We start from the raw sequence: 15,303 nt of genomic DNA, 5'->3' as shown, positions 1-15,303 counted from the left end.
CGACGGTATCGGTGCGTCTAGCGATTTCCGTAGATGTGGCTAGCGGACGGTAGGCGTGTCGGGCTCAGGCGCGCCGCGGCACGTCGTACGACGCGTCGAGGCCGGCCTGCAGCGTGGCGATGAGCGCGGGCACCTGGTGGGCGTCGAGCCGGAAGGTGGCGGTGCACTCCCGGCCGCGCCACAGCGAGAGCACCACCAGGTCGTCCTCGGTGTGCCACCGGACCCGCATCGAGCGGCCGTCACCGCGGGTGTCGGCGTACGTCTCCGCTCCGTAGGGGAGGTGGACGACGGAGCTCATGGCTCATCCTCGCGCCCGGGAGCGGCGTTGACCAGCCCTTTCGTGCGCGCGATGACCTCACGCACGTCGGTGGTGCTGAGTAGGGTTGACACGTGCCCGAGCTGCCCGAGGTCGAAGCCCTCGCCGGTGACCTGTCGCGTCGCCTGGCGGGCCGCGCCGTGGTCCGGGTCGACATCGTCGCCTTCAGCTGCCTGAAGACCTACGACCCGCCGGTGACGGCGCTGGCGGGCGGGATGGTCGACGGGGTGCGCCGCTACGGCAAGTTCCTCGACCTCGACGTCTCCGGCACCCACCTGGTGCTCCACCTCGCCAAGGCCGGCTGGGTGCGCTGGCGCGACGAGGTGCCGGCCACCCCGCCGCGCCCCAGCAGCAAGTCCACCCTCGCCGCGCGCGTGGTGCTCAGCCCCGGCCCCGACGGGGGCGAGGAGGCCGCGCTCGACCTGACCGAGGCCGGCACCCGCAAGAGCCTGGCGCTCTACGTCGTCCGCGACCCCGCCGAGGTCGAGGGGATCGCCCGCCTCGGGCCCGACCCGCTGGTCGGCGACTTCGGCCCCGACACCCTGCGCGAGATCCTGCAGCGGGCCGGCCGCGCCCAGATCAAGGGCGTGCTGCGCCAGCAGAGCAACATCGCCGGGATCGGCAACGCCTACTCCGACGAGATCCTCCACGTCGCCAGGATGTCGCCGTTCAAGCCCGCCAGCAGCCTCGACGACGAGGAGCTCGAGGTGCTCTTCGCCGCCATCCGGTCCTCGCTGGGCGAGGCGGTCGAGCGGTCCACCGGCCTGGAGGCCAGCAAGCTCAAGGGCGAGAAGAAGACCAACCTGCGGGTCCACGGCCGCGCCGGTCAGGCGTGCCCGGTCTGCGGCGACACCGTCCGCTCGGTCAGCTTCGCCGACTCCAGCCTGGAGTACTGCGCCACCTGCCAGACCGGCGGCAAGCCGCTCGCCGACCGCCGGATGTCGCGGCTGCTGAAGTAGGGGCCGCCGGCCTGGTGCGTCGTACGCCGAACCGACGATCAGCTCGTCGGGCGGACCCGCGGTCCACGCGGGACGAGGGGCACGAGCCACGCGAACTGATCGTCCGTTCGGTCCTCCGCGACCTCAGCCCAGCGACGCGGCCGCGGAGACGACCAGGCCGCCGAGCATGAAGGCGACGACGACCGCGACCAGGGTGCCGGTGGCGGGGGCCGGGACCAGGCGGCGCCAGCCCGTCGGGGCCGGGGCGTCGTGGAAGCGGTGGGTCAGGGCGTGGCCGCGGCCGCGCGCGAGCAGCCACGCGTTCACGGGGTACGCCGCGGCGAACGCGACGGCCAGGGCGAGCGGCATCGAGACCCAGAAGACGACGTTGACCAGACCGGCGTCCATCGCCCCCGGGACGAGCGCCATCACCAGGTTGTCCACGACCTCCATCACCGCGATCGACAGCGTGTCGGCCGCCAGCACGACCGACAGCGCGGCGCCGAGGCCCAGCCCGGCGCGCAGCAGCGGCAGCGTCGAGAGGGTGTAGCCGAACAGGAAGGCGAGCGCCACCGCGAGCAGCACCGTCGGGCCGGTCCCGAGCCCGAGGGCGGTGCCGACCAGCAGCCCGGTGACCTCGCCGATCGCGCAGCCGGTCAGGCAGTGCAGCGTCGCGCTGGCGGCCATCGCGCGGCCGCCCCCGTGGGTGTGGGTGGTGCGGGAGGCGCTCATGTGGACGCCAACGATACCCCCGGGGGGTGTATCCCGTGATGCTGGAGCCGGTTTCCCAGGTGATGAACCCGTCCTGCCTCTGCACACACGTCGCACCGTGTGCGAGGAGGCGGGTTGCCGTGCGAGGAGACCCCGCGCCCGACGTACGCCGGGGCAGGTACCTGTGCGCAGAGGCGGTCTGGGTTCATCACCTGGGAAACCGCCCACCGCCCCGCAGACCCCCACCCCCTAGGCTGGCCCGCGGCGCAGCCGGCGCCCACGACCAGAGAGGGCCAGCTGATGATCGAGGTCCCGACCATCGAGGTCGCCCAGGTGCCCGACCCGCTGCCCGCGGGGGTCACCGTGCTCGACGTCCGCGAGCCCGTCGAGTGGCAGCACGGCCACATCGACGGCGCGCTCCACGTGCCGCTCACCCAGGTGCCGGACCGGCTCGAGGAGCTGCCCCAGGACCAGCAGCTGCTCGTGGTGTGCAAGGTCGGCGGCCGCTCGGCGCAGGCCACGGCGTTCCTGCGCGAGAAGGGCTTCGAGGCGGTCAACCTCGCCGGCGGCATGATCGACTGGGCCGACGCCGACCGCCCGATGGTCGCCGAGACCGGGCAGGACCCGGCGGTCGTCTGACCCCGGGCCTCAGCCCGCGAACGCGGCGGGGAGCGGCAGCGCCAGGGCGCGCTCGAGCCGCTTGAGGTAGACCCGCCGGTCGACCTCGACCACGCCGAGCGTGGCCAGGTGGTCGGTCTGCCACTGCGTGTCGAGCAGCCGGCGGTCGGCGTACTCGTCGCGGAGCAGGTCGACGAGGCCCATCAGCGCCACCTTGGAGGCGTCGCGGGCGCGGGAGAACATCGACTCCCCGGCGAACAGGCCGCCGACGGCGACGCCGTACAGCCCGCCCACCAGCTCGCCGTCGCGCCACGTCTCGACCGAGTGGGCCCAGCCCAGCTCGAACAGCCGGGTGTACGCCGAGGCGATGGCCTCGTCGATCCAGCCACCCGGTCGTGACGGGTCGGCGCAGCCCGCGAGCACCTCGGCGAAGCTGGTGTCGACCCGCACCTCCAGGTGGGCGGCCGACTGCCGCAGCGAGCGGCTGACGCGCAGCCCGTCGAGCGGCAGCACCCCGCGGTCGACGGGCGACCACCAGGCCATCTGGTCGGGCAGCTCGTCGACGGCCATGGGGAACAGCCCGCGACGGTAGGCGCTGAGCAGCGTGCCCGGCTCCAGGTCGGCCCCGACCGCGACCAGGTCGCTCTCCGCCGAGACCGGCGAGGGGAACGCCCACGGGGTGCTGGGGGGTTCGAGGGGCACGGCCCCATCGTCGCAAACGGCTGCGCGGGCCGCCGTACGCTGACGGGCATGAGCCTCGCCAGTCGCCTCGGTCGCCAGCTCGACCAGCAGCTCGGCCCGCGCCTGGCCGAGCGGGCGCCGCAGCTGGCGTCGGGCTTCGTGCAGCAGGCGCTGGACCGGGCGATCCGTGGTGCGGGCCCGCTCGACGGGGCCGCGATGGCAGCCGAGAAGGCGCTCGACGCCCACCGCGACGACCCGGACGCGGCCGTGTCGAGGCTGATCGAGGACCACGTGCGGCTGGCCGGGGCCCAGGGGTTCGTGACCAACCTCGGCGGGCTGGTGACCATGACGGTCGCGGTGCCGGCCAACATCGCCGGGCTCGCGATGGTGCAGTGCCGGCTGGTCGCGGCGGTCGCGCACCTGCGCGGCTACGACCTCGCCGACCCGCGCACCCGCAACGCGGTGCTCGCCACCCTCGTGGGCGAGGAGAAGCTGCTCTCGTTGGTCACCCAGCACAAGCTCCCCGGCACCCCGATGGCGCTGGCCACGGCACCCGTCCACGACCCCCGGCTCGACGTCGTGGTCGCCAACGAGGTCGCGGCGGAGCTGATGACGCGCGTCGCCGGCAAGCGGCTGGCCAGCACCGTCGGCCGCCGGGTGCCGGTCGTCGGTGGTCTCGTGGGGGCCGGCACCGACGGCTACGCCACCTGGCGGATCGGGCGCTACGTCGACCGCGAGCTGCTGCCGCGCAGGCGCCGGTAGCCGGCGTACCCCACCCGGGCCACGGGGTTGCGGCGCGCGAGCGCGACCAGCCGTTCCTTGGCCTGGTAGCCGGGCGTGGCGTGGAGCGCGTCGATCTGGCCCATGAGGTCCTGGATCACCTCGTGGAGCTCGACCTCGACGTCGCGCAGCTTGGCCGCCTCGCCGGTCATGATCGCGAGCGCGTCGAGCGCCGCGGCGGCCACCGCGTGCTCGTCGGGAGCGTCGGGGTCGACGAACGGGCGGGGTCCGTCGGGCCGCAGCTCGGCGAGGTCGCCCACGACGTCGTAGCCCCGGCGGCCGAGCTCCTCGGCCCAGTCGAGCGCCAGCTGCGCGGCCCAGGCGTGCGCGTCGGGGGGCAGGCCCAGGCGCGAGCTGCCGGGTCGGCCGGCGAGGTTGCGGTGCACCACCATCTCGCGCACCAGCGAGCGGTAGTGGTGGTTGGGCAGCACGTGGCGCAGCCGCTCGTTGAGGCGGCGCAGCATCTCCGACTCGGGCACCCCGAGCGAGGCGTTGGCGCGAGCGCCGGGCGTGAACTCGTCCGGGTCGATGCCGAACAGGCCCGCGAACCGCTCCCAGAGCAGGGTCGGGGCGGCGCCGGGACGCGGCACGGTGACGACGTGGACCCGGTCGGCGGGCAGCGTCGAGCCCCACCGGTCGAGGATGTCAGGCAGCTCCTGCACGCCCCAGAACCACTGCGCCACCTCGGTGGCACGCGCGGGGTCCTGCAGGTCGGCGAGGAAGGCGGCGTAGGTCTTGCGGCGCCGGTGCTTGACGTTCTCCTGCCACTCGGCGGGGAGCTGGCGCACCAGGTCGCGGGCCGAGAGGACCAGGTGCACCTCGGTGCCGGGTCCGTCGAGGTCGGTGACCGCGCGCTCGGCCTGGCCCCGGGAGGCGGTGGCGAGGATCTCGTGGCTCACCACGGCGTCGCCGGGGTAGGCCCGCACCTCGGCGGCCAGGGCGTCCCAGGTGCCGGCCGCCTCGCGCTCGAGGCCGCCCCACGGCAGCTGCATCAGGTCGAGGGCGGCCAGGAAGTGCGCGTCGGGCCGCTCGGCGGCGTAGAGGATGCCGCGCTCGCGCAGCACGTCCTGGTGGGTGAACAGGATGTCCTGGACGAAGGACGTGCCGGTCTTGGGCGTGCCGACGTGGAGCAGCACCCGCCGGCTCACGGGAGCACGACCGCGGTGTCGGGCCGGCACGGGGCGGGGGTCACGGGCGGGGTCCTTCCTGGGTGCTCCACAGCTGCACGCACGCGGCGAGCGCGAGGTCGAGGGTCGCGTCCGGGTCGACGGGGCCGTCGCGTCCGGGGGCGCCTCCGGGGGTCGTCCTCGCGAGGATCCCGGGATCGCCCAGGACACGGTAGCCGCCGTCGCGGACCCGCGTGGCGAGGTCGTCGGCGACCCGGGCGGCGGCCGCCGCGTGGGCCTCGGGCACCGCGGGCGCCGGCGCGGTCGACCGGTCGTGCTCGCGGGCCAGCCGGCGCAGCACCGGCAGCAGGCGCGCGACCAGGTCGGTGCCGCTGACGGGTCCGCGCGCGAGCGGGGCGAGCCGGTTGACCCGTCGCTGCAGGTCCCAGCGGGCGAGGAGGACCGGCGCGGTGGCCGCCACCCCGGGGGCTGCCGCACGGCCCAGCGCGTCCAGGCACGCGGCGGCCAGGGCGGCGTGGTCGGCGCCGAGCACGAGCAGCACCCGGCCCCGCTCGTCGGCGGCGACCTGCTCGGCCAGCCGGTCGACGTCGACGGGGTGCGGCAGCCGGTCCGCCGTCGTCGTACGCCGCCACAGGGCGCCCCAGCCCAGGGTGGCGCCGCGGCCGATGCGGCCCGCCCAGTGCTCGGCCAGCGCCGTCTCGAGGGGCTGCCCCAGCACCAGGTGCACCGGTCGCCGGCCGCCCTCGACGGCACCCGCGTCGAGCAGCTGCTCCCGCACCGCGCGCACGGCGAGGTGGGTGCCGTGGAGCCGGAAGCCGCGGCGCCCGAGCGGCCGTCGGGCCAGTCGTCGGGCCAGTCGCCGGGCCGGTCGTCGCGCGGGTCGTGCCGTTCCCCGCGACGCAGGCCCTGGTGCGGGCGCGTCGGTGGCCCGGCCGCCGCCGGTGCCGGCGAGCAGGCGGACGAGGACGGCCGAGGCGAGGACCAGCAACAGGTCGGGGTCGAGGTCGGCGGGTGACCGCGGCGGCGACCCGAAGCGCGGCGGGTCGGTCCACGGCAGCGGCGGGTCGACGGGGCCGCGGCCGGGGCGGGGCGTGCCGAGGAGCACCTCGGCCAGCCCCGCGGGTGCGGGACCGTGCCCGGCCAGGTTGAGGCGGTGCAGCAGCGCGAGGTGGACCGCGCTGGGGGGCGCCGGGGCCGCGGGGTCGGCGGGGTCGGCGGGGTCGGCGGCGAGGGACCAGCGGCGGGCGTCCCACGGGGTGGTGCCGCCGGCGCGGAGGTGCTCCACCCAGGCGTGCACCGCGGCGTCGTAGCTCATCCGAGCCACCGACGTGCGAGCCGCGACATCCGCGGGGGCACGGGCATCGCCGGGGCGGGCTCGGCGGGAGGTCGGCCGGCCTGCTCGGCCAGCCAGGCCGCGGCCTCGGCCACCCGCTGGGCGACCAGCTGCGGGTCGGCGGAGTCGGGGTCGGACCACGGGGTGGTCGACTCGTCGGGCCAGACCGGGCGGAGGTCCTCGAGGTCGCCCACGACGTGGACGCGGGCGGTGCGCAGCTCGGCGAGCCAGTCCTCGACGACGGCGTCGACCCGGGCGCGGGCGGCGGGCGGCACCGTCGCCGGCGGCGAGGTCGACCGCACGGCGAGGACCTCCTTGACCAGGCCCTCGCGGACCCAGCGCACGTAGGGGTCGCGCGGCAGCTCGCGCTCCTTCGTGGCCAGGTTGATCAGTCGCAGCGCGGTCACCTCGACGCCGCCCAGCGAGGCGTTGGTGCGGTCGCTCTCGGCGTACGACGCGGGGTCGGTCAGGCCGAGCACCTCGCTGAACCGGCGCCACAGCAGGTCGCGCGGTGCGTCGGCGGGCGGCACGGTGACGAGGTGGACCTGCTCCGGCGGGAGGCCCGCGCCCCAGGTGGCCAGGATGCGCGGCAGGTGCTGCACCCGCCAGAACGGCGTCGGCTGGTCGCCGTAGTTGCGCTGCAGCGTCCGGAGGTACGACGCGTAGTCCTTGCGGGCGCGGTGCTTGACGCGCTCCTGCCACTCCGCGGGGATCTGGCGACCCAGGTCGCGCGCGGTCAGCACGACGTGGACCTCGTGGTCGGGGAAGGAGCCGCGCACCCGCTCGACCACCTCGGGACCCGCGCCGGCCAGGATCTCGTGGGTGACCAGCACGTCGCCGCGGCTGGTGCGGGCGGTGGCGACCAGCTCGTCCCACTGCCCGCGCGCCTCCTCCTCGGCGCCGGCCCAGCGGCGGCCGAGCACGTCGAGGGCCGCCTCGAAGTGGTCGCCGGACCGGGTCGTGACGTAGTCGATCCCGTCGGCCTCGAGCCGCTCGCGGTTGCGCGCCAGCCGGTCCTGGAGATAGCTGGTGCCGCTCTTGGGCGTCCCCACGTGGACGAGGACCCGGCGGCGCGACATGGGGGTCATCATGCCGGGGGCGCGATCAGGCAGGGGAGAGGGCCTGCACGACGCGCGAGGGGCTGGGCCGACCGAGCACGCCCGCCATCCAGCGACTGGTCCCGACGAGCGCCCCGAGGTCGACGCCGGTCTCCACGCCGAGGCCCTGGAGCAGCCAGACGAGGTCCTCGGTGGCGAGGTTGCCGGTGGCGCTCTCGGCGTAGGGGCAGCCCCCCAGCCCGCCGGCGCTGGCGTCGAAGGTGGTGACGCCGTGCTCGAGCGCGGCGTGGGCGTTGGTGAGCGCCTGGCCGTAGGTGTCGTGGAAGTGGACCGCGAGCACGTCGTCGGGCACGCCCGCGTCGTTGAAGGCGGTGAGCAGGCGGCGTACGTGCCCGGCGGTGCCGACGCCGATGGTGTCGCCCAGCGACAGCTGGCTGGCACCGAGGTCGAGGAGCCGCCGTCCGACGTCGACGACCTGCTCGATCGCGACGTCGCCCTCCCAGGGGTCGCCGAAGCACATGCTGACGTAGGCCCGGACGTCGAGGCCGTGCTCGCGGGCCCGGGCCACGGTCGGCTCGAACATCGCGAACTGCTCGTCGAGGCTGCGGTTGAGGTTGCGCTGCGCGAAGGTCTCCGTGGCGCTGCCGAAGATCGCGACGTGGCGGCAGCCGAGCTCCAGGGCGCGGTCGAGGCCGCGCTCGTTGGGCACCAGCACCGGCAGGTCGCGCCCGGCCTCCCCGAGCTCGCCCATGAGCTCGGCGGCGTCGGCCAGCTGCGGCACCCACCGGGGGTGGACGAAGCTGGTGGCCTCGACGACGGGCAGGCCGGCGGCGAGCAGGCGGCGTACGAACTCCGCCTTGGTGGACGTCGGCACCAGCGCCGACTCGTTCTGCAGCCCGTCGCGCGGCCCGACCTCGTAGATCGTCACCCGCGCGGGCAGGGGGTCAGTCATCGTCGGCCTCCACCTCGAAGAGCACCTCGCCCAGCGCGACCCGGCCGCCGACCGGGGCGCCGACGGTCGTCACCGTGCCGGCGAAGGGCGCGGTCAGCGCCACCTCCATCTTCATCGCCTCCAGCACGCCGAGGCGCGCGCCCTCGGCGACCCGGTCGCCCTCGGCGACGTCGACGGCCAGCACCGTGCCGGGCATCGGCGCGGTGAGCGTGCCGGCGCCCGCGGCGGGCCCGTGCTGCAGCGCGACGTCGGGACGCTCGAAGACGAAGCGCTGGCCCTGGTGGACCACCTCGACGGCGTGGCGGTCGGCGTGCACCACGGCCTGGTGACGACGGCCGTCGAGGTCGAGGCGTACGACGTGCCGCTCGGCCAGCAGCTGGCGCACCGTCACGCCGTCCACCGTCCCGCCCAGGCCGTCGGCGTCGCGGTGCACCCGGACGGTGCGGTCGAGGTGGACCAGGAACGGCGCCCTCTCCCCGGCCAGCCGGAACCCGTCGGCGCGGAAGGGCCCGGGGCGGCCGTGGTCGGCGGCGAGCATCGCGTCGGTCCAGGCGGCGAACACCCGGGCGACGTCCGGCTCAGGCTCGGGCACGACGGCGGTGTCGAGCCAGGCGGTGTCGATGGTGGTGTCGCGGAACTCCCCGCTCGCCACCAGGGCCCGGAGGAAGCCGGCGTTGGTGGTCAGCCCGAGGATCGCGGTGTCGTCGAGCGCGGCGAGCAGCGCCTGCCGGGCGGCCTCGCGGGTCGGGCCGTGCGCGACGACCTTGCCCAGCATCGGGTCGTAGGAGGTGCTGACCTGCTGGCCGCTCTCCAGGGCGTGGTCGACCCGCGTGCGCGGCGTGGTGGGCCAGCGGACCAGGGTCGCCCGGCCGGCCTGCGGCAGGAAGCCGTGGAAGGAGTCCTCGGCGTACACCCGGGCCTCGATGGCGTGCCCGCGCAGCTGGAGGTCCTCCTGGCGCAGCGCCAGCTCCTCGCCCGCCGCGACCCGCAGCATGTGCTCGACGAGGTCGATGGACCCGCCGGTCGACCCGCCCTCGCCGGTCGAGCCCGTCGAGACCACCGCCTCGGTCACCGGGTGCTCGACCTGGAGCCGGGTGTTCATCTCCAGGAAGTAGGCCTCGTCGGTGTCGACGTCGAGCAGGAACTCCACCGTGCCGGCGTTGCGGTAGCCCACCTCGCGGGCCAGGTCGACGGCCGCGCTGGTGATCCGCTCGCGGACCGCCTCGTCGATGGTCGGCGCGGGGGCCTCCTCGAGCACCTTCTGGTGGCGGCGCTGGGTGGAGCAGTCGCGCTCGAAGAGGTGGACGACGTGGCCGTGGTGGTCGGCCAGCACCTGCACCTCGACGTGGCGGCCGCGCTCGACGTACTTCTCGACCAGGAGGGTGTCGTCGCCGAAGGACGACTGCGCCTCGCGGCGGGCGGCGGCCACGGCGTCGGCGTACTCCCCGACGGTGCGGACCACGCGCATCCCCTTGCCGCCGCCGCCGGCCGCGGCCTTGACGAGCACGGGCAGGGCGAAGGTCGCGGGGTCGTCGGTCACGGCGTACGACGGGACGACCGGCACGCCGGCCGCGACCGCCACCTCGCGGGCGTGGTCCTTGCGTCCCATCTGCTCCATCACCGCGGCGGTGGGGCCGACCAGGGCGATGCCGGCGTCCTCGAGGGCCTGGGCGAAGGCCGCGCGCTCGGAGAGGAAGCCGTAGCCGGGGTGGACGGCCTGGGCACCGGAGGACTGCGCCGCGGCGACCACCTCGTCGACGTCGAGGTAGGACCCCACCCGGACGGCCTCGGTGGCGGCGCGCACGTGGGGCGCGGTGGCGTCGAGGTCGGTGTGGATCGCGACCGAGCGGACGCCCAGCCGGTCGCAGGTGCGGATCACGCGCAGCGCGATCTCGCCGCGGTTGGCGACGAGGACGGTGTCGAACATGCGGGTCATCTCGGGCTCACATCCGGAAGATGCCATAGGAGGGGTCGGGCACGGGCGCGTGCGCCGCCGCCTCGAGGCCCATGCCGAGGACCCGGCGGGTGTCGACGGGGTCGATGACGCCGTCGTCCCAGAGCCGGGCGGTGGAGTAGTAGGGCGAGCCCTGGTGCTCGTACTGGTCGCGCACCGGCGCCTTGAACTCCTCCTCGTCCTGCGCCGACCACTCCTCGCCGCGGCGCTCGAGGCCGTCGCGCCGGACGGTCGCCAGCACGCTCGCGGCCTGCTCGCCGCCCATCACCGAGATCCGGGCGTTGGGCCACATCCACAGGAAGCGGGGGTCGTAGGCGCGGCCGCACATGCCGTAGTTGCCGGCGCCGAACGAGCCGCCGATGACGACGGTGAACTTCGGGACGACCGAGCAGGCGACCGCGGTGACGAGCTTGGCGCCGTCGCGGGCGATGCCGCCGTTCTCGTACTCCTTGCCCACCATGAACCCGCTGATGTTCTGCAGGAACACCAGCGGGATCCGGCGCTGGTTGCACAGCTCGATGAAGTGGGCGCCCTTGCGGGCCGACTCGGCGAACAGGATGCCGTTGTTGGCCACGATGCCGACGTCGTGGCCCCAGATCTTCGCGAAGCCGCAGACCAGGGTCTCGGCGTACAGCTGCTTGAACTCCGCGAACCGGCTGCCGTCGACGATCCGGGTGATGACCTCGCGGACGTCGTACGGCGTGCGGGTGTCGGTCGGCACCACGTCGTAGAGGCCCTCGGGGTCGACGGTGGGCTCCTCGACGGGGGCGGTCGTCGGCAGCTCGGGCGCGGGCAGCGTCGCCACGATCGAGCGCACGATCGCGAGCGCGTGGGCGTCGTCCTCGGCGAGGTGGTCGACGACGCCGGAGAGCCGGGCGTGGACCTCGCCGCCGCCGAGCTCCTCGGCGGTGACCTCCTCGCCGGTCGCGGCCTTCACCAGCGGCGGGCCGCCGAGGAAGATCGTGCCCTGGTCGCGCACGATCACCGACTCGTCGGACATGGCCGGCACGTAGGCGCCGCCGGCGGTGCACGAGCCCATCACCGAGGCGATCTGGGCAACGCCTTCGCGCGAGAGGTTGGCCTGGTTGAAGAAGATCCGGCCGAAGTGCTCGCGGTCGGGGAAGACGTCGTCCTGCATCGGCAGGAACGCGCCGCCGGAGTCGACGAGGTAGACGCAGGGCAGCCGGTTGGCCCGGGCGACCTCCTGGGCACGCAGGTGCTTCTTGACCGTCATCGGGTAGTAGGTGCCGCCCTTGACGGTGGCGTCGTTGGCCACCACCACGCACAGCCTGCCCTCGATGGTGCCGATGCCGGTGACGATGCTGGCGCTGGGGACGGCGAGGAGGTCGTCCTCGCCGGTGCCGTACATGCCGTACGCCGCCAGCGCGCTCAGCTCCAGGAACGGGCTGCCCGGGTCGAGCAGCGCGTCGACCCGGTCACGGACGAGCAGCTTGCCGCGGTCGGTGTGCTTGCGCCGCGCGGCCTCGGAGCCGCCGCGGCGCACGGCCTCGGTGCGCTCCCGCAGGTCGTCGACGAGGGACCGCAGGTCACCGGGGGAGGACATCACCGGGTCAGGTTAGCGATCGTTAACACCCGGCGCCACCGGGGCGGGGCGAGGGGATAGTCCCTGACGTTCTGGCCCCGTCCGGGTCGATCCGGGGCGAGTTCGTCAGGGACTACCCAGCCCATTGTGGAGTAACTCGATTGACTTTATGGTGGTGTTCCGCCCAGCCCCGTCGAGAGTGAGCCGATGCCCTACCGCCCCGAGACCCTTGCCGTGCACGCCGGCCAGGAGGAGCACGACCCCGCCACCAACGCCCGCGCGGTGCCGATCTACCAGACGACGTCCTACGTCTTCGACGACACCGAGCACGCGGCCGACCTGTTCTCGCTGGCCGTGCCCGGCAACATCTACACGCGGATCATGAACCCGACCCAGTCGGTCTTCGAGGACCGCATCAACCAGCTCGAGGGCGGGGTCGGTGCGCTGGCGGTGGCCTCGGGGTCCTCGGCCGTGACGTACTCCGTGCTCAACCTGACCTACGCCGGCGACAACATCGTCGCGCTCTCGACGCTGTACGGCGGCACCTACGCGCTGTTCGCCCACACGCTCCCGCAGTTCGGCATAGAGGTCCGCTTCGTCGACCCGGGCGACCCGGCCGCACTCGCCGCCGCCGTGGACGAGCGCACCAAGCTGGTCTTCGGCGAGACCATCGGCAACCCGCGCCTCAACGTGGTCGACCTGCAGGCGTGGTCCGACGCCGCCCATGCCCAGGGGCTGCCGTTCGTCGTCGACAACACCACCCCGACGCCCTACCTGGTCAAACCCTTCGACCACGGTGTCGACGTGGTGGTGCACTCCGCGACGAAGTACATCGGCGGCCACGGCACCTCGATCGGCGGCGTCATCGTCGACGCCGGCCGCTTCGACTGGGCGGCGCACGTCGAGCGGTTCCCCGGGCTGACCCAGCCCGACGCGGCGTACCACGGGGTGGTGTGGACCGACGCCGTCGCCGAGCTGGCCTACATCGTGCGGGCGCGCACCGTGCTGCTGCGCAACACCGGCGCCGCGATCACGCCGTTCAACTCGTGGCTGTTCCTGCAGGGCCTGGAGACGCTGCACCTGCGGCTGGAGCGGCACAGCAGCAACGCGCTGGCCGTGGCGCAGCACCTGCAGCAGCACGACGCGGTCGCCTGGGTCAGCTATCCGGGCCTGGAGGGCGACCCGCAGAAGGAGGTGGCCGACCGCGTCTTCACCGGGCGTGGGTACGGCGGCCTGGTCAGCTTCGGGCTGCGGTCGGGGCGCGACGGGGGCCGGCGGTTCGTGGAGGCGCTGGAGCTGTTCAGCCACCTCGCCAACATCGGCGACGCCAAGTCGCTGGCCATCCACAACGCCACCACCACCCACTCGCAGCTGACCGCCGAGGAGCTCAAGGCGGCCGGCGTGCCCGAGGACCTCGTGCGGCTCTCGGTGGGCATCGAGAACGTCGAGGACCTGCTGAGCGACCTCGACCAGGCGCTGACCGCCGCGAAGTGAGCACCGGGCCCACGCCCGGGCCCACTCCCGGGCCCGGTCTCGGTCTCGGGCTGATTGAGACGCAGCGGGTCGTCCTGGACGGCCCGCTGCGCCTCGCCGGGGGCGCGGTGCTGCGCGACGTCGAGGTCGCCTACCAGACCTACGGCCGGCTGTCGGCGGCCCGCGACAACGTCGTGGTGCTCTGCCACGCGCTGACCGGGGACGCGCACGCCGCGGGCCACCACGGCGACCCGGCGCGGCGCGGGTGGTGGGACAACCTCGTGGGTCCCGGCCGGGCCGTCGACACCGACCGCTTCTTCGTGGTCAGCAGCAACCTGCTCGGCGGCTGCCAGGGCACCACGGGGCCGCAGTCGATCGACCCGGCCACCGGGGCGGCGTACGGCCCGGACTTCCCGCTGCTCACCGTCTCCGACCTCGTGCTGGTGCAGCGGCGGCTGCTGGAGCGGCTCGGCCTCGGCCGCGTGCACGCCGCGGTCGGGGGCTCGCTCGGCGGGATGCAGGTGCTGCAGTGGGCGATCGACGCGCCCGGCCAGCTCGAGCGCGCGGTGGTCGTCGCCGCCTCCTCGCTGCTCTCGGCCGAGAACATCGCGCTCTCGGCGGTCGCGCGGCACGCGATCACGGGAGACGCCGACTTCTGCGGCGGGCGGTACGCCGAGCACGGCCGGCGCCCCGACCACGGCCTGGCCGTGGCCCGGCGGCTGGCGCACGTCGGCTACGTCTCCGAGCAGCTGCTGGAGGACAAGTTCGGCCGACGCCGGCTCGACGACGGGCCGCCGCGGCTCGGCACTGACTTCCAGGTCGAGTCCTACCTCGACCACCAGGCGGCGGTGTTCCTGGAGCGGTTCGACGCCCTGACGTACCTCCACCTGACGCGGGTGATGGACTACTTCGACCCGTTCGCCGACCCGGCCGCGGCGGAGCGGCTGCGCGCGGGCGGCACCCGGTTCGAGGTGGTCTCCTTCGACTCCGACCGGCGGTTCCCGACGGCCCACTCCGCCCGGATCCACGCCCACCTGGTGGCCGCCGGGGTCGCCAGCGAGCACACCGACCTCGCCTCGGCGTACGGGCACGACTCGTTCCTGCTCGCGCCCCCGGGCTACCACGAGCTGGTCCGCGCGTCGCTGGACCGTGAGCGGGCGATAACCTCGGCCGGGTGAGCGAGCGCCGGCAGCAGATCCTGGCCGTCGCGGCGGAGCTGTTCGCCGAGAAGGGCTTCCACGGCGTGTCCATCGCCGAGCTCGGTGCCGCGTGCGGCTTCTCGGGCCCGGCGCTCTACCGCCACTTCCGCTCCAAGGACGCCGTCCTGGCCGCGATGCTGGTCAACATCAGCGACGAGCTGCTCGCCGAGGGGCGTCGCCGCGTCGCCGCCGCCTCCTCCCCGCAGCAGGCCCTGGAGGGGCTGATCGACTGGCACGTCGCCTTCGCGCTGGAGCACAAGGCGCTGATCGTGGTGCAGGACCGCGACTGGTCGGCGCTCCCGCTCGAGGCCCGCGAGAAGGTCCGCGAGACCCAGCGGGCCTACGTCGACGTCTGGGCCGACCAGCTCCTCGCCCTCGACGCCGGCCTGACGCGCCAGCAGGCCCGGGCCCAGGTCCATGCCGGCTTCGGGCTGCTGAACTCCACCCCCCACAGCGCCTTCCTCGACCGCGCCGAGATGCACCGCCTGCTCTCGGACATGGCCGCGAGGGCCCTCCTGCCCGCCTGACCGCGACCGGGCAGTTCTGCGCACCGGACGGACGCCGAGCGGGCAGTCGTGCCGATGCGCGCCCGCAGACGTGCCCGCTCGGCGCTCCCTGCG

15 protein-coding genes are annotated in these 15,303 nt (G+C 74.6%); 6 read left to right on the top strand and 9 right to left on the bottom strand.

The window, feature by feature from the left end:
* Nucleotides 1-64: 64 nt before the first annotated feature.
* Nucleotides 65-298 carry a hypothetical protein gene (locus ASG49_RS13475; protein WP_056542708.1) on the bottom strand — a complete coding sequence of 78 codons (234 nt, stop codon included), beginning with the start codon at nt 296-298 and terminating at the stop codon, nt 65-67.
* Between the two features lie 92 nt (nt 299-390).
* On the opposite strand from ASG49_RS13475, the gene ASG49_RS13470 reads away from it, so the two are divergent.
* Nucleotides 391-1,275, top strand: a complete 885-nt coding sequence (locus ASG49_RS13470) for an Fpg/Nei family DNA glycosylase (RefSeq protein WP_056542706.1) — start codon at nt 391-393, stop codon at nt 1,273-1,275.
* A gap of 123 nt (nt 1,276-1,398) precedes the next feature.
* Here ASG49_RS13470 and ASG49_RS13465 read toward each other — a convergent pair whose 3' ends face one another.
* Nucleotides 1,399-1,986 carry a DUF4396 domain-containing protein gene (locus ASG49_RS13465; RefSeq protein WP_235562075.1) on the bottom strand — a complete coding sequence of 196 codons (588 nt, stop codon included), beginning with the start codon at nt 1,984-1,986 and terminating at the stop codon, nt 1,399-1,401.
* A 279-nt stretch (nt 1,987-2,265) separates the two neighbouring features.
* On the opposite strand from ASG49_RS13465, the gene ASG49_RS13460 reads away from it, so the two are divergent.
* A complete protein-coding gene (locus tag ASG49_RS13460) occupies nt 2,266-2,604 on the top strand; it encodes a rhodanese-like domain-containing protein (RefSeq protein WP_056542703.1) in 339 nt (112 codons plus the stop codon).
* Nucleotides 2,605-2,613: 9 nt separating this feature from the next.
* Here the strand turns inward: ASG49_RS13460 and aat are convergent, their stop codons facing one another.
* On the bottom strand, nt 2,614-3,285 hold the full coding sequence (gene aat / locus ASG49_RS13455) for a leucyl/phenylalanyl-tRNA--protein transferase (RefSeq protein ID WP_056542702.1): 672 nt from the start codon (nt 3,283-3,285) through the stop codon (nt 2,614-2,616).
* Nucleotides 3,286-3,333: 48 nt separating this feature from the next.
* On the opposite strand from aat, the gene ASG49_RS13450 reads away from it, so the two are divergent.
* Nucleotides 3,334-4,026, top strand: coding sequence for an EcsC family protein (locus ASG49_RS13450; RefSeq protein ID WP_056542699.1), 693 nt, complete (start codon nt 3,334-3,336; stop codon nt 4,024-4,026).
* Here ASG49_RS13450 and ASG49_RS13445 read toward each other — a convergent pair.
* From ASG49_RS13445 to ASG49_RS13420, 6 genes are read right to left on the bottom strand one after another with little or no spacing between them, the layout of a single operon-like run.
* Nucleotides 3,987-5,192: a hypothetical protein gene (locus ASG49_RS13445; protein WP_056542697.1), complete on the bottom strand. Its 1,206-nt coding sequence runs from the start codon at nt 5,190-5,192 to the stop codon at nt 3,987-3,989. The genes ASG49_RS13450 and ASG49_RS13445 overlap by 40 nt on opposite strands.
* A gap of 40 nt (nt 5,193-5,232) precedes the next feature.
* The gene (locus ASG49_RS13440) at nt 5,233-6,486 is read right to left on the bottom strand and encodes a hypothetical protein (RefSeq protein ID WP_056542695.1); all 1,254 of its coding nucleotides are present in this window, start codon (nt 6,484-6,486) and stop codon (nt 5,233-5,235) included.
* Nucleotides 6,483-7,583, bottom strand: a complete 1,101-nt coding sequence (locus tag ASG49_RS13435) for a hypothetical protein (RefSeq protein ID WP_056542693.1) — start codon at nt 7,581-7,583, stop codon at nt 6,483-6,485. Before ASG49_RS13435 ends, ASG49_RS13440 begins: the two co-directional genes overlap by 4 nt.
* A 25-nt stretch (nt 7,584-7,608) precedes the next feature.
* Nucleotides 7,609-8,514, bottom strand: coding sequence for a hydroxymethylglutaryl-CoA lyase (locus ASG49_RS13430; protein WP_056542691.1), 906 nt, complete (start codon nt 8,512-8,514; stop codon nt 7,609-7,611).
* On the bottom strand, nt 8,507-10,441 hold the full coding sequence (locus tag ASG49_RS13425; RefSeq protein ID WP_156384364.1) for a biotin carboxylase N-terminal domain-containing protein: 1,935 nt from the start codon (nt 10,439-10,441) through the stop codon (nt 8,507-8,509). Before ASG49_RS13425 ends, ASG49_RS13430 begins: the two co-directional genes overlap by 8 nt.
* Nucleotides 10,442-10,457: 16 nt before the next feature.
* Nucleotides 10,458-12,032, bottom strand: coding sequence for a carboxyl transferase domain-containing protein (locus ASG49_RS13420; RefSeq protein WP_056542687.1), 1,575 nt, complete (start codon nt 12,030-12,032; stop codon nt 10,458-10,460).
* 186 nt (nt 12,033-12,218) lie between these two features.
* Here ASG49_RS13420 and ASG49_RS13415 point away from each other — a divergent pair, with 186 nt between their 5' ends.
* The 3 genes from ASG49_RS13415 to ASG49_RS13405 are packed head-to-tail and all read left to right on the top strand — an operon-like array spanning nt 12,219 to nt 15,210.
* Nucleotides 12,219-13,505 carry an O-acetylhomoserine aminocarboxypropyltransferase/cysteine synthase family protein gene (locus ASG49_RS13415; protein ID WP_056542684.1) on the top strand — a complete coding sequence of 429 codons (1,287 nt, stop codon included), beginning with the start codon at nt 12,219-12,221 and terminating at the stop codon, nt 13,503-13,505.
* Complete coding sequence (locus ASG49_RS13410; RefSeq protein ID WP_082534129.1) at nt 13,502-14,662, top strand: homoserine O-acetyltransferase; 1,161 nt, start codon at nt 13,502-13,504, stop codon at nt 14,660-14,662. Before ASG49_RS13415 ends, ASG49_RS13410 begins: the two co-directional genes overlap by 4 nt.
* On the top strand, nt 14,659-15,210 hold the full coding sequence (locus ASG49_RS13405; RefSeq protein WP_056542682.1) for a TetR/AcrR family transcriptional regulator: 552 nt from the start codon (nt 14,659-14,661) through the stop codon (nt 15,208-15,210). Before ASG49_RS13410 ends, ASG49_RS13405 begins: the two co-directional genes overlap by 4 nt.
* Nucleotides 15,211-15,303 lie beyond the last annotated feature (93 nt).

Source organism: Marmoricola sp. Leaf446 (genome assembly GCF_001424755.1).
Classification (GTDB): domain Bacteria; phylum Actinomycetota; class Actinomycetes; order Propionibacteriales; family Nocardioidaceae; genus Marmoricola.
This window is presented reverse-complemented; position numbering and strand designations above follow the sequence as displayed.

Coding starts and splice junctions, on each gene's coding strand:
- ASG49_RS13475 (WP_056542708.1), bottom strand. CDS start 298: ATGAGCTCCGTCGTCCACCTCCCCTACGGAGCGGAGACGTACGCCGAC.
- ASG49_RS13465 (WP_235562075.1), bottom strand. CDS start 1,986: ATGAGCGCCTCCCGCACCACCCACACCCACGGGGGCGGCCGCGCGATG.
- ASG49_RS13460 (WP_056542703.1), top strand. CDS start 2,266: ATGATCGAGGTCCCGACCATCGAGGTCGCCCAGGTGCCCGACCCGCTG.
- ASG49_RS13450 (WP_056542699.1), top strand. CDS start 3,334: ATGAGCCTCGCCAGTCGCCTCGGTCGCCAGCTCGACCAGCAGCTCGGC.
- ASG49_RS13440 (WP_056542695.1), bottom strand. CDS start 6,486: ATGAGCTACGACGCCGCGGTGCACGCCTGGGTGGAGCACCTCCGCGCC.
- ASG49_RS13435 (WP_056542693.1), bottom strand. CDS start 7,583: ATGTCGCGCCGCCGGGTCCTCGTCCACGTGGGGACGCCCAAGAGCGGC.
- ASG49_RS13430 (WP_056542691.1), bottom strand. CDS start 8,514: ATGACTGACCCCCTGCCCGCGCGGGTGACGATCTACGAGGTCGGGCCG.
- ASG49_RS13425 (WP_156384364.1), bottom strand. CDS start 10,441: ATGTTCGACACCGTCCTCGTCGCCAACCGCGGCGAGATCGCGCTGCGC.
- ASG49_RS13420 (WP_056542687.1), bottom strand. CDS start 12,032: ATGTCCTCCCCCGGTGACCTGCGGTCCCTCGTCGACGACCTGCGGGAG.
- ASG49_RS13415 (WP_056542684.1), top strand. CDS start 12,219: ATGCCCTACCGCCCCGAGACCCTTGCCGTGCACGCCGGCCAGGAGGAG.